This is a genomic window from Acinetobacter sp. YH12126, from assembly GCF_013418745.1.
Lineage (GTDB): Bacteria > Pseudomonadota > Gammaproteobacteria > Pseudomonadales > Moraxellaceae > Acinetobacter > Acinetobacter amyesii.
The window spans coordinates 90,687-104,116 of record NZ_VPBM01000005.1 but is presented as its reverse complement, the minus strand read 5'-3'; the positions used below and the strand labels follow the sequence as shown (position 1 = coordinate 104,116).

The 13,430-nt window shown below is 38.2% G+C and carries 10 protein-coding genes; 7 read left to right on the top strand and 3 right to left on the bottom strand.

Translation table 11 applies throughout. The features are described from left to right. Window positions 1–73: 73 nt before the first annotated feature. Complete coding sequence (locus tag FTU62_RS04095) at window positions 74–1,132, bottom strand: OmpW family protein (RefSeq protein ID WP_180101907.1); 1,059 nt, start codon at window positions 1,130–1,132, stop codon at window positions 74–76. Between the two features lie 441 nt (window positions 1,133–1,573). Between FTU62_RS04095 and FTU62_RS04090 the strand changes: the two genes are divergently transcribed. Beyond that, the gene (locus FTU62_RS04090) at window positions 1,574–1,753 is read left to right on the top strand and encodes a hypothetical protein (protein ID WP_078190224.1); all 180 of its coding nucleotides are present in this window, start codon (window positions 1,574–1,576) and stop codon (window positions 1,751–1,753) included. Between the two features lie 60 nt (window positions 1,754–1,813). On the opposite strand, the gene FTU62_RS04085 is transcribed toward FTU62_RS04090, so the two are convergent. After that, window positions 1,814–3,271 (bottom strand): sensor domain-containing diguanylate cyclase, encoded by a 1,458-nt coding sequence (locus FTU62_RS04085; protein WP_180101980.1) that lies wholly within the window; start codon window positions 3,269–3,271, stop codon window positions 1,814–1,816. A gap of 196 nt (window positions 3,272–3,467) precedes the next feature. Next, the gene (locus tag FTU62_RS04080; protein WP_180101906.1) at window positions 3,468–4,256 is read right to left on the bottom strand and encodes a hypothetical protein; all 789 of its coding nucleotides are present in this window, start codon (window positions 4,254–4,256) and stop codon (window positions 3,468–3,470) included. Window positions 4,257–4,550: 294 nt separating this feature from the next. On the opposite strand from FTU62_RS04080, the gene uvrB reads away from it, so the two are divergent. From uvrB to FTU62_RS04050, 6 genes are all read left to right on the top strand, one after another. Then, window positions 4,551–6,572 (top strand): excinuclease ABC subunit UvrB, encoded by a 2,022-nt coding sequence (gene uvrB, locus FTU62_RS04075; protein ID WP_180065654.1) that lies wholly within the window; start codon window positions 4,551–4,553, stop codon window positions 6,570–6,572. A 155-nt stretch (window positions 6,573–6,727) separates the two neighbouring features. Continuing rightward, window positions 6,728–7,324 carry a lipocalin family protein gene (locus tag FTU62_RS04070; RefSeq protein WP_180101905.1) on the top strand — a complete coding sequence of 199 codons (597 nt, stop codon included), beginning with the start codon at window positions 6,728–6,730 and terminating at the stop codon, window positions 7,322–7,324. Window positions 7,325–7,451: 127 nt separating this feature from the next. Further along, window positions 7,452–8,384: an EamA family transporter RarD gene (gene rarD, locus FTU62_RS04065; protein WP_078191878.1), complete on the top strand. Its 933-nt coding sequence runs from the start codon at window positions 7,452–7,454 to the stop codon at window positions 8,382–8,384. 218 nt (window positions 8,385–8,602) lie between these two features. Continuing rightward, on the top strand, window positions 8,603–10,279 hold the full coding sequence (locus FTU62_RS04060; RefSeq protein WP_180101904.1) for a hypothetical protein: 1,677 nt from the start codon (window positions 8,603–8,605) through the stop codon (window positions 10,277–10,279). A 208-nt stretch (window positions 10,280–10,487) separates the two neighbouring features. After that, the gene (locus FTU62_RS04055; RefSeq protein ID WP_180011947.1) at window positions 10,488–11,357 is read left to right on the top strand and encodes an IS982 family transposase; all 870 of its coding nucleotides are present in this window, start codon (window positions 10,488–10,490) and stop codon (window positions 11,355–11,357) included. 612 nt (window positions 11,358–11,969) lie between these two features. Further along, complete coding sequence (locus FTU62_RS04050) at window positions 11,970–13,427, top strand: glyceraldehyde-3-phosphate dehydrogenase (protein WP_180101903.1); 1,458 nt, start codon at window positions 11,970–11,972, stop codon at window positions 13,425–13,427. Window positions 13,428–13,430: the final 3 nt, after the last annotated feature.

The following is a 13,430-nucleotide window of genomic DNA, read 5'->3' as shown; positions in this document are numbered from 1 at the left end:
TCAAAATAAAAGACCATATATAGCCTAATAAAAAAGACGGCTGTAGCCGTCTTTTTTATATTCAGGTTATTAATTAGAAACGCATACCGATACCTGCATACGCAAGAATTGGATTTACTTCAATATCGGCTTTAGATTTGATCAGTTCGCCGTGTGTCGCATCTGTAACGGTAATGGTGGTTTCATTTTGAAGGTGTGCATAGCTGACAGAACCAACAGCAAACCATTTATCATTGAAATCATACGTGAAGCCCACCGTCGCAACCGGAGCAAATACATCAGTTGCCTCTAAATCAACTTTTGGATTTGCCTTACTTGGTTTTCCTTCCAAAGAGGCGCCTGCATTACCTTCTTTAATGTTGGCAATCATGTGACCTGCGGCAATCAAATCTTTCTCAATTTGTGGATTCATTTCCAATTCATTGAAGTAGGCATACATCACGCCTAGACCCACATAGGGACGGAATTTATTGACGCCAGTTTTACCAAAGTGATATTGGATTTCAGCAGCCGGAGTCCATGCACGTGCAGAAGCTGCTGCACCATGTGCGCCTAAGTCGGTAATGAAAATATCATTTTCAAGTTCAAGATTTCCCAGTGCACCGCCTAGTGGTTTCGCAATGGCTGAAAATGGTGCGTAAATTTTTCCTGAGCCTTGTAAATCAACTTTTGGCGGAATACCCGCTTTCATTTCTAGTGATACATTGTCAGTGAAGAAATAGTTGGTCATGATCCCAAGAGTGGTGACATCGTCTGCTTCAAGACCGGTCCCTGGATTGTCCCATTGTTCAAGTCCTGAAATAGTGGCTTTACCACTCATTGCAGCAGGAACAGTGTCCAAAGTATTTAGCGCAACTTCTAGTAGGGGCGGAACTTTGTACCCTTCTCGAATATTGTCTTTTACTGTTTGTGATTTAACTTCACCAACTTCTGCCTCATAGCCTTCATTGATGGCAGTATTTACACGAAATGGCTGCGCTTTACCTTGTGGCATAACATGTAAAGCACCAACAGAGACAGAAAAACGTTTGAAGCCATCGCCATCTTTTAAACTAAAATATGGTGAGTCTGCATGACTGAGCATAGGTAGGGCAGCCATTGAAGCAGCAATGCACAATACACTTTTTTTCATTTGAAAGGACTCCATGTCCGTAAATTGATAATAATTTTTCTAAGTGCCCATTATTCAAAATTAGTGCGTAAAAAATGTTATAGAAAACAACAGTAAAGGTAATAGTCCTGTAACATTCTTGTTGATTTGTATTGTTTGAGGGTTTTAATGAGGTATTTGTGTAAAAAAAACGAACATTTTTGAAATTTAGAAATGCTTCTATCTATTTGTAAATATTTAATATTTATTGACATAAATGACAGTGAATTTATTTGTTTAGGTCAATAAAATAGTTTAAAACGACCATATTCAAAGTAGTTTTTTGCTTTGTTTTCCTCTACAGATATAAGTCATAGCTGATCATTGAGGCGTTATATGTCAATCGTGGTTAATCTCTTAAAGCCTTTTACACCAAAACCATTTTTTTTGTACAATAGCACCAGATTCAATTGAGTTATTTGTATGAGTACGCAAAACCCTCCCAAGAAAAAGGCTTTAGTTAATTTGCCTTTTCCGATTAAAAAAGCTGAAGATAATGCTTCGGATGAAATCTTTGAAGATATGCGTCCAAAACCTCAGCGTTATGCTGACCGTACTTGGATGCCACCACGCGGTACACGTCGTTCGATGGGTAAGCGTTAAGAGATTTAAATAAAAAAGCCATGATTAAAACCATGGCTTTTTTATTGCAAATTATTGTTTTTAATTGCGTATTTCAGACTGAATTCTACGGTCTTTATTGAGATAATACTTTTTTTTCTGACGATACATGTCAAGATCAGCACGTTTAAGCATATCTTCCATTCGCTCATTCAAGATATTGGTGGCAGAACCAATCGATATACTCATCGGTTGATTTGAATAAAATTGGTTATCGACCAATAACAACTCATTCAAACTTTGTAAACAGTTTTGCAGTGCTGCATCATCAGCACCCGGTAAAAGTATGACAAATTCATCACCGCCAATGCGCGAAGCAGAATAGGGCGTATGCTGAATAAGTTGGTTTAAAATGTTGCCCAGACGTCTGAGGATACTGTCACCAGCATCGTGCCCAATACTGTCATTGAGTTCTTTTAGTCCATTTAAATCCATAAAAATACAAGAAACAGGACTTAATTGATTGCGTTCAAGACGCTTGAGTTCTGCGATATAAAATGAACGATTATAGAGTTTGGTCAGTACGTCGTGCTTACCTAAATACTCAAGATAATTTTCAGCCTTTTTACGTGCGGTAATATCGGTTAAGGCAACCTGCACGGTGCTCCAGTCGTCGAGATAATCGGGAAATACAGTAAATTGTAGTAAGACGTGGCGAATACTGCCATCAAGTGCATAATTTATAGCTTCACGTTGATGATGTAAATTACCGTTCCAAAGTTCAATCAGTTGTTCTTTAAAAGTTTGAAGCATTTCTTTGGCAAATACTTTATGTACATTTTTGAGCAATATTTCTTTATTCGGAGCGCCAAATAAATCAAGGGTGGCCTGATTAACGTCAACAATTAGTATTTCCTTAATACACTCTTGTACAAAATCGGGGTGAACATCCAAAAATGTCACAAAATCTTCTATACCTAAAGCGCGAAGCTGATCTAATTTTATTTTAATCCGGCTGAAATCTTCTACCCAAAGTGAGGTTGGCGAATAATGGAAACGCGCTTCTGCCAAATGACGACTTTGTTCTTGTAAACGACAAGCTTCGGTATAAGACGTGATATCTTCAGTCGTAATTAAGACGGCAGATAAATCCTGCTCATGACTCGGTAGCACGATGCCCTTGAGTTGAATGTCTAGGCGTTGTCCACTGAGCGTATAGTTCACGGCAGAATGGGAAAAATGCGTTTCACCATTCCACAATGCAACCAACTCTCTAATGTGTGTTTGACACATCTCCGCCTGAAAAACGAGATCAAGGTTTTGACATAAATGTTCAAAGTCACGTGCTTGATACAGTTCTAACGTTTTTGTATTGACCTGTAAGATTTTTATTTTTCTTGCACATTGCAGAATTCGTGATTCATCTTGTTGAAGAAAAGTGGCGAGATCCTGCACACCTTGCTGACGCCAGAGATCAAATTGTTTTTTGACTTCACTGTAATCTTCAAGCCACATGGCAATGGGGGATAGCTCAAAAAAAGGAGAATCTAGCATGTCTATTTTATGTGCTCGTCATTCTTTATGATAATGTCAGCAAGTAGTATAAGACGAAAAAATGATATTAAAATAATGTGATATATAAAATAAAATTTATTTTTAATGTGACTTAAGTCGCTAAAAGTCGTTAATTCAACTTAGATAAAAAGCCAATGTAGACTTTGGCTTTTTAGGGGGGGAGATATGGTGAAAAAAGTCTTTAGCGGCTGGCTTTACGAGCTTTATTTTCAGGTCTTGGTGCAGCGATTTCACGTTCAGCTTTCCAAACATCAATGAAATCTTTTTCATTAATATTGTACAGTTCAAGTAGGGCTAAAATGACGCCGCCAAACATCATTGGGCCTTCTGAGTTGCTTTGAAACTCAAATATTTTCCCATTCACTGCATGCAAAATATCTTCAATTTCAAAAATACGGTCACGACCATTGCTGTCTGTAGGGTACATTTGGGTATTCAGCACAATTTTTGCAAGACTTTTTTCATTATCTGTTAAGGCCAGAACATCAACCAATTCATCTGCCGAAGGTGCAAAAATTACCGAGTCTCGAAAAATTGTATGTAGAAGTTTCGAAGTAAGTTTAGGTAAAGCTTTTTCAACGAAAGGGCGGAATGAAATTGGAAAAATAACATTTCTGGAAATCCCCTTAAACATGGGAGCAATTTCTTCAACTTTATAGCCAGCGACACCACAGCCAATCGACGTAATGAAATATTTGGTCTTCGGATGATTCTTGGTATAGATTTTAAAATCATCAACATAATGTTGAATCTGAGACAATGGCATTTGTTGTAAATGCTCATTCATTGTTGGAATAGCAAAACTTTGACCAGCCCATCCACGACCAATACCATTCATTGCACCAAAATGCTCTAGGGCAGTACGCGCTGCACCGCCAGTATGTTGACCTGCCATATTGCTGCCAAAAACAAAAATAGTATCTTCGGGTAGGTTTTTAACAATACTTTCGTCATGATATTGGTAAGTCATAAGTTTGATCTGTGGCGTCCTCTTGTTCATGTTGCAGGTGAAATTTACATAGGTCAAGTATCAATAAGGGATAAATGAACGCTTTATTCCTGAGTTTTTTTAGAGCCAAGAGTTTCCTCAAGAAAAACATGCGAAATCAGGCGAATTATTTTTCAAACATGAGAAAAATCTATGGGGTTACGTTGAATTATAATTTTACAGTCTGTACACGCCTCTGGTATTTACATAAATTTAGCGTTGTTTTGTGCAACTTTGCCCTCATAATAAAGCCATATAAAACTGTTGAAGAAGAGTGTGATGCAGGAACAGCCTTTTGAACTGGTAACACAATATCAGCCGGCAGGTGATCAGCCTCAAGCGATTGAGAAATTGGTGAAGGGGATTGAAAAAGGAATGCATGATCAGTTGCTCTTAGGGGTAACAGGTTCAGGTAAAACCTATACCATGGCAAATGTGATAGCACGCACGCAACGTCCAACGATTATTATGGCGCATAATAAAACTTTGGCTGCGCAGCTTTATGGCGAGTTTAAAGCCTTCTTTCCGCATAATGCCGTGGAATATTTCGTCAGTTATTATGACTATTATCAACCCGAAGCCTATGTTCCATCTTCAGATACTTTTATTGAAAAAGATTCATCGATTAATGATCATATCGACCAAATGCGTCTTTCGGCAACACGGGCATTATTAGAGCGACGTGATGCAATTATCGTAGCGTCAGTTTCAGCTATTTATGGTCTGGGTGATCCCAATGCTTATATGAGTATGCTTCTGCATATCGTGGAAGGAGACCGTATTAGCCGTGATGATATCATCCGTCGTTTGGTGGAAATGCAATACACCCGAAATGAACTCGAATTTTTACGGGGCACATACCGTATTCGTGGTGAAATTATTGATATTTTTCCTGCTGAATCTGATCAAAATGCCATTCGAATAGAGTTATTTGATGATGAAGTTGATTCAGTTCGATGGTTTGATCCATTGACTGGCAGAATGGTCCGTAAAGTGCCACGTATTACGATTTACCCAAAAAGCCATTATGTAACACCTAAAGATAATTTACAGCGTGCAATTGGAACGATTCGTGAAGAACTCGCAGAACGACTAGGATTCTTTCGTGCAAATGATAAATTACTCGAAGCACAGCGTATCGAACAACGTACACGTTATGATTTAGAGATGATGCAGCAGCTTGGCTATACCAACGGTATTGAAAACTATTCACGCCACTTGTCTGGCCGTCCTTCTGGTGAAGCACCTCCGACTTTGTTTGATTATGTACCTGATGATGCTTTATTAATCATTGATGAATCGCACGTTACCGTTCCGCAAATTGGGGCTATGTATAAAGGTGACCGTTCACGTAAAGAAAATTTGGTCAATTACGGTTTTCGTTTACCAAGTGCGCTTGATAACCGCCCAATGAAATTTGAAGAATGGGAGCGGATTATTCCTTCGACGATTTATGTCAGTGCAACGCCTGCACATTATGAAATGGAAAAGTCTGAACAAGTCGTTGAGCAAGTGGTTCGACCCACAGGTTTGGTCGACCCTGAAATTGAAATTCGTCCAGTGTTAACGCAAGTGGATGATGTATTGTCAGAAATTAATAATCGTAAAAACTTAAATGAGCGTGTATTGGTTACGACATTAACCAAACGTATGGCAGAAGATTTAACTTCATATTTGAAAGAATATGGTATTAAGGTCGCTTATTTACATTCTGATATTGACACTGTTGAACGAACTAAAATTATTCATGAATTGCGTTCAGGTGTATACGATGCAATTGTCGGGATTAACTTGCTGCGTGAAGGCTTAGATATGCCAGAAGTGTCTTTAGTCGCCATCTTAGATGCTGACAAAGAGGGGTTCTTACGTTCTGAGCGTTCTTTGATTCAAACCATTGGTCGTGCAGCGCGTAACTTAAACGGTAAAGCGATTTTATATGCAGATCGTATGACCGACTCCATGCAAAAAGCCATTGATGAAACGGATCGTCGTCGTAATTTACAAATCGCCTTTAATCTTGAACATGGCATTACACCACGTAGTGCTGTACGCCAAAATGTCAATGATATTGATACTGGTGAAGTGCTGACAGATGATGAAATCGATGAAAAAATTTCAGATCAGGCCAAGGCATTAACTGCAGATGAGCGTCATTTGATGTCGGATCCAAAACTTTTGGCAAAACATATGAATAAGTTGGAAAAAGAAATGCTAAAAGCGTCTAAGGAATTACAGTTTGAACAAGCGGCTCGTTTACGCGATGAAATCTTGCGTTTAAAAGCACAGATGATTTCATAATTTTGTTAGACAAGATGCGAAATATTGTTTGAATGACATACATAATTCAGACAAGAAAATGATTTTTAGAGCAATTTTTTCGGCTAGAGTAAAAACACGAGAGAAAGAATTACTTAATTTTCATCGAATGTTTTGCATCGAAATGAGGCATAAAAATGACAACAACGAATCTTCCGAAAGCTGGTTTTAAACTCGCAAAAATTGCACTTGGTGCAGCAGTGTTAATTGGTTTGGGTGCAGCCACAATGGCCTATGCACAGACGAAACCGTTACAGACTGTGGAAAAAGTCGAGCTCGATCGTTATTTAGGTATGTGGTATGAAGTAGCTCGTAAGCCTATGGTTTTTCAAAAAAGCTGTGACCGTGATGTGACTGCGGTTTACACGCTAAATGAAAATGGCAACATTAATGTAAATAATCGCTGTGTATCTAAAGATGGTACCAAGAAGCAATCACTAGGCGAGGCATTTGTACAAAATGCACCGTTTAACTCGAAATTAAAAGTTAGTTTCTTACCAGAAGCCATTCGTTGGTTGCCTGTGGGGCGTGGTGATTATTGGGTACTCAAAGCCGATGAAGACTATCAAACAGTTTTGGTGGGTGAGCCACGTCGTAAATATATGTGGGTGCTTTCTCGTTCGGCTCATCCAGATCAGGAAGTGATTCAGGAATATTTAAATTATGCGCAATCTGTTGGTTATGATTTATCAGATATTATTCATACCAAGCAGACAGTGAAACCTAAAACCTAAATAATTGAACAAATGCTAAAAAACCATGCCTGTGCATGGTTTTTTATTTGCTAGAATGTCCATGCGAAAAGCTTGATTGATCAAGCAAAATATCAAGATTATGTAGTCATTTGGACTGGAGTGAAAGATGTATAAAGGCGTTGCATTGTCTGTATTGGCATCGGTCACTTTCGGTATTTTATATTTCTTTACCATCTTTTTAAAACCTCTAGATAGCGAGCAAACTTTTGCATGGCGCATGTTGGCGACCTTGCCATTTTTAACCTTATTTATGTGGTGGATGAAAGATTTAAACAAAGTCAGTGAAATTTTTTGGCGTGTGGTCAAGCAACCGATCTTTCTCATTTGGTTAATCATTAGTTCATTTTTATGTACTACACAGCTTTGGTTGTTTTTGTGGGGACCAATTAATGGCCGAGGGCTAGAAGTATCTTTAGGGTATTTTCTATTGCCCTTAGTAATGGTTCTGGTTGGATGTGTACTGTATAAAGAAAAGCTGTCTAAATGGCAGATGGCTGCCGTGGCATTGGCAATTTTAGGGGTCGGCCACGAAATTTGGCGTATTGGCAGTATCGCGTGGGAAACTGTCTATGTCGCTGTGGCTTATCCAATTTATTTCTTTTTACGTCGTACCTTTAAAACCGATCATTTGGGTGGTTTTTGGTGGGATCTTTGCTTAATTTTGCCTGTAGCCTTTTATTTAGGATTTATTCATAGCGATAGTTTAGCGCTGATGTCGTTATTCCCGTATCTGATTTTGGCGGTTTTAGGACTGGGTTTTCTGAGTGCGCTTGGCTTAGGTAGCTATATGTTGGCGAGTCGTTATTTGCCATTTGTGATTTTTGGTTTGTTGAGTTATTTAGAACCCGTGTTGTTAGCTTTTGCATCCATCGCATTGGGGGAGCGAGTAGAAGCCGAAGAATGGCTGACCTATATTCCAATTTGGGGTGCGGTATTGTTATTGGTGATAGAAGGTGTTTTGCATCTGTTTAAACAAAAGCAAAATGAACGTGCGCTAGCAAAAAATGTAAAAGCGTTAAATGATCGAATCGATTCTTAGACTGAAAATCCTGGTACGATAAATTGATCAGTTTACAATTAATGCTTGCTGTTTTTTAATAAAATCTTAAACTTAGAAAACTAAAACACGCCATGATTCAATTTATTGTTTAGGAAGAACAGCATTGAATGATGGTGTACAAAAATATTTATTTTAGATAAAAATAAACTGAAATCGATAAAAGATTGATTAAAGAACCAAGATACAGGAAGCAGTCAGTGGTTGTCCCATTTCATCTAAGCGCAAAACTTTTACAGCTAGAGCCTGTGTTGGATCAGCATTGGCGGAGTATTGTATCTGAAGTATGCACTGATCTTGATCAATCCAATTTAGCACAGATACAGCAGGTGTTATCGCAAAAAGGTATTCGTTGGGAGTCTTCATCACAGTCGTATCAAAGAAATGTACCGATGAATTTGGGCATGCTGATGAAAGTACTAAAATATGATGTCATGCGTGAGCATGCACAGTATTTGGCAACACAGCTCGAAGAACTTAGGATATTGACCCAGAGTATTCAAATTGCGCGAAAATTAGAAGAAAACCTACTCTATATCAATAAAATAGATGCAGAAGAAGATTTTGAATTACAGTATGAAAAAAATGTATTACATCAGCATTTCATTTTAAATGCCGCACAAATCATTCGTGAAATGGATTTGATTGCGCCGAGTGATGCACGTCAACTCACTGCTCTGCAAGTTAAAATTTTCTTGATCGAAATTTTCTTAAAGTCACATATGTTAGGGCAAGTTTTTGATGCCACTATCCCGAAATCATCTGAGGTTTGGCAACATCCGATTTTTAAATATTATTTAAAGCGTGAACAAAAAACGCGATATTTACAAATTGTACAAACATCTGAGTTTATTTATATTTTGTCGCCTGATTTAGATTGGACGACGCAGTATTCAGCAACTCGGTTTTTATCGACAAAGCATAATGAGGCCTTAGCAGACGACGTTTTTGATGGGGTGGCCATAGATTTAACTACTGCTTTAGAAAATCAGCAGATCGAACAATTAAAAATTCAAGTCTCAAAGTTGGCATCCATTGCAGGTTTTATACATTTAGATCTACAAAATTTAATGCAGCAACTACATACACGGGTAGATAAGCATCTACTTTTAATGCTGCATGTAGAGGATGCTACTCAATTAGCGACGGTTTTACCTGCTTTTGAGCAGCAGTTCAATACATTGATCTTGAAGCCCTTACATCAGACTGTTCAATATCAACTGAGTGAGCAGATACATTATGATTTTGTCTTTTTCCATAGCATGCAAATATCTCAGAAGCTCATCACGAGTCTAAAAGTCTTGAGTAGTTGCCCGGAGTTTGAGGCAAATTTGGAGTTGAAACGACTGCGACTTCAACTACAGGCTTGGCAGGTGCTTTTGTTGAAACGGCGGACGCACATTTTTTATATTCAAAACGAAGATGAGTGGGAGTTTCATCATCAGCAGTCACAGCAAATTTATATGGCGCTGAAGGCGCTCCTGCAGCCGATTGATGATCAACAGAAGGTCTTTGCTACAGCAGCGATTGTAGAAAATACGGGTACCAATGGTTCACATATTGGATTTTCCAAACGCATGACGAAAACAGGGGATTATGAAAGCTTTGAAGCTGATGCTTTAAAAGCGCTGCAGCAAAAAAAGCGCCAAACTTATATGCAGGTTTTAATGTTGCTAAAGGAACATGCGTCACAGCTCGTCAATCTTGATTTTGAGCCATGTGAAAATGCCTTAAAGGTGCAGTCTTTTAGTGATCGGAGATATTTTGCGATTAGTGCTGGAGAGAATGGTTTAAATGCACTTCCGAAAATATTAGAGCTGAGTGTAAATTTCTTTGATTTTAATTTGGAAAAGTTTGCTGAGAATCTGAAAAATTAACAGAATTTTAAATATTGATCTGACTTTAAAACTAATGTTAGGCAGTAGCATTAGAGGCGTAATTTGATCCAAATAAAAGAACGATACGCGGTAATGTTATCCGCAATTGTCTAAGACAACCCGAATCGCGGATAAGAAATAAACTTGAAAATAAGAAGACTAGAGCCATCAGTTGAGTTACCACACAAAACTCACAACTCTAGTCCTAATGTTCAATAGTACCGAATTATTCTGCGTAATTGATGATTTCTTTCTTAAATTTGAAGCAACTTATTGGAACTTTCTCAAACAAAATAGCCATTCTTTAAGAATCAGACGTGCTCATCTGACGATCTCAGAAATCTGCTTTATTGCCATTTGGTATAAATGTTCTTATTTCAGCAATTTCAAAGCCTTTTTCACATGGTTAAAAGAAGATAAAAGACATTTGTTTAAAAGCTTACCATGTTACCAACGGATGATTCATCTGATCAATATGCACCAATTAGCAATACATGCTTTACATGTGGCTCTGATGAAAGGTCAAAATACCCAATATTTGTGGATTGATTCAACGACTTTGCCAGTCTGTAAAAATCAACGTATTCAACGCCATAAATCATTAGCTCAAATAGCATCTCGTGGTAAAAGCTCGATGGGCTGGTTTTATGGCTGTAAGCTACATATTGCGATGAACCCATTTGGTGAAATCGCTTGTTCTGCTTTATCAAATGGGCATATAGCTGACATAAAAATGGTTGAGCAATTGGCTGACGGCTTAGAAGCAAAGCTATATGGAGATCGTGGTTATATCAGCCAGGAACTAAAAAGCAGGTTAAAAGATCAAGGTATTGATTTGATTACTTACCATCGAAAAAACATGCAATCCATCCAACTATCTGCATCAGATGAATATCACTTAAGACAACGAAATAAGATAGAAACGTTATTCAGCTTATTGAAAGGACAATACAATTTAGTGACGAGTAAAGCTCGTAGTATTCATGGATTTCTGAGTGGGATTTACGCATCGTTATGTGCATATCAACTTAATCATCAAAATAAACCAACAATTCAAATTATGGAATCATTGGCTTAAGCGGGATTCGGGTTAAGACAAGGTTACTTCTAATAAAAAATGTTTTTGCGATACTTTGAATAAATTGACGGTAGTGAACGAGTTTTGCGGTGAGGAGCATTGCTCCGCAAGATGGTTTTCTTATGAAGCACGCTTCTCATTTTGCCAAATGAGAAACAACGTTTCGTAAGAGTACCTCCAGCTGAAGGCTAAACCCTTTATTCAAACCTCAAATGTAAGACTCCGTCGAATATTCTTAAAAATCATTTAAAAATGTGAAATTATTATTACGAGCTTAACATCAGTAAAAATACAATAAATTGACCAAAATAAAAAACACCGCAATTTGAAAAATATAAATATTCGTGCATCTTCGAGCTAAATGTGCTGAAATCTGGTTGATAAAACTACATTTGAAATTTTGTGACAAAAATCTGCGAAAAAGCCTGTTTTTCAACTTTCGGCTATAAAATCATAATACTAATCATGATTATTTTGAAAACTTATAGTGAATATATAACAAAATAACCTTGTCGAAATCTGCTTTTAGATTCATTAATTTTCAGTTTTCCATTACAATTGTGGGGTTTTGAAATTTATGCTTAGATTTACAATTAATTAGAGGACGTATCTGTGAGCAAAGACACTATCGTTGCCCTACATGCAGAGCACCAAGGTCGCTGGAAAAACCGTGAAGAAATCGCGGAACGTATGATTGCCCTAGTGGGTCAGTTATATCGTGAAAAAAACATCGTAGCTACAGTATACGGTCGTTCTTTAATTAACCGTTCGGTTATCCAAATTCTTAAAGCGCATCGTCGTACTCGCGTACTTGACGTTGAACTTTCAGTTGTGAACACTTTCCCAATTCTTGAAGCTTTAGCGAAAATCGAAAACATCGGTACTGCTGAAATTGATCTTGGCAAACTTGCTGTTGAGTTCAAAGAAAAAGGCGGTGATGTTGACGCATTCGTTGCTAACGCTGTGAAATCACTCGAAGGCAATGCAACTAACGTTGAAAACCGTGATGTTGTACTTTACGGTTTCGGTCGTATTGGTCGTATCCTTGCACGTTTGATGATCAGCCAATCTGGTCTAGGTCGTGGCCTTAACCTTAAAGCAATCGTTGTTCGTAAATCATCTGACGGTGACTTAGAAAAACGTGCGTCTTTGTTACGTCGTGACTCTATTCATGGTCCATTCGCAGGTACGATTTCTGTTGATGAAGAAAACGAAGCAATCATTGCTAACGGTAACTTCATCAAAGTGATCTATGCGTCTAACCCATCTGAAGTTGATTACACTGCTTACGGTATTAACAATGCACTTGTAATCGATAACACAGGTAAATGGCGTGATTCTGAAGGTCTTGCACAGCACCTTAAATGCGCTGGCGCTGCACGTGTCATTCTAACTGCACCTGGTAAAGGTGACATGAAGAACGTTGTATACGGTGTGAACCAAGCTGACATCCTTGATGAAGATACAATCATCTCTGCTGCAAGCTGTACAACAAACGCGATCACACCAACACTTAAAGTGTTAAATGACAAGTACACAGTGATCAATGGTCACGTTGAAACAGTTCACTCGTTCACGAATGACCAGAACTTAATCGACAACTACCATAAAGCTGACCGTCGTGGCCGTGCTGCAACATTGAACATGGTTATTACTGAAACAGGTGCTGCTAAAGCTGTTGCTAAAGCACTTCCTGCTCTTCAAGGTAAATTGACTGGTAACTCAGTACGTGTACCTACTCCAAACGTATCTCTTGCAATTTTGAACCTTACTTTGGGTCAAGATGTTGACCGTGAAGAAGTGAATGAATACATTCGCCAAATTTCAATCAACTCTAACCTTCAAGGTCAAATCGGTTATACAAACTCAACTGAAGTTGTATCGTCTGACTTTATCGGTTCACGTACTGCTGGTGTGTTTGACGCTCAAGCGACAATCGCTTCTGGTAACCGTTTAACTGCTTATGTTTGGTACGATAACGAAGTGGGTTATAGCTGCCAAGTATTGCGTATTGCTGAGCAAATGGGCGGCGTAAGCTATCCAAAAGTTCCTGCTGAAACTAATGCTTAATTA

Bases quoted from the DNA above. Each gene is read 5' to 3' on its own strand.
- FTU62_RS04095 (WP_180101907.1), bottom strand. From the start codon at position 1,132: ATGAAAAAAAGTGTATTGTGCATTGCTGCTTCAATGGCTGCCCTACCT.
- FTU62_RS04090 (WP_078190224.1), top strand. From the start codon at position 1,574: ATGAGTACGCAAAACCCTCCCAAGAAAAAGGCTTTAGTTAATTTGCCT.
- FTU62_RS04080 (WP_180101906.1), bottom strand. From the start codon at position 4,256: ATGACTTACCAATATCATGACGAAAGTATTGTTAAAAACCTACCCGAA.
- FTU62_RS04070 (WP_180101905.1), top strand. From the start codon at position 6,728: ATGACAACAACGAATCTTCCGAAAGCTGGTTTTAAACTCGCAAAAATT.
- rarD (WP_078191878.1), top strand. From the start codon at position 7,452: ATGTATAAAGGCGTTGCATTGTCTGTATTGGCATCGGTCACTTTCGGT.
- FTU62_RS04055 (WP_180011947.1), top strand. From the start codon at position 10,488: ATGTTCAATAGTACCGAATTATTCTGCGTAATTGATGATTTCTTTCTT.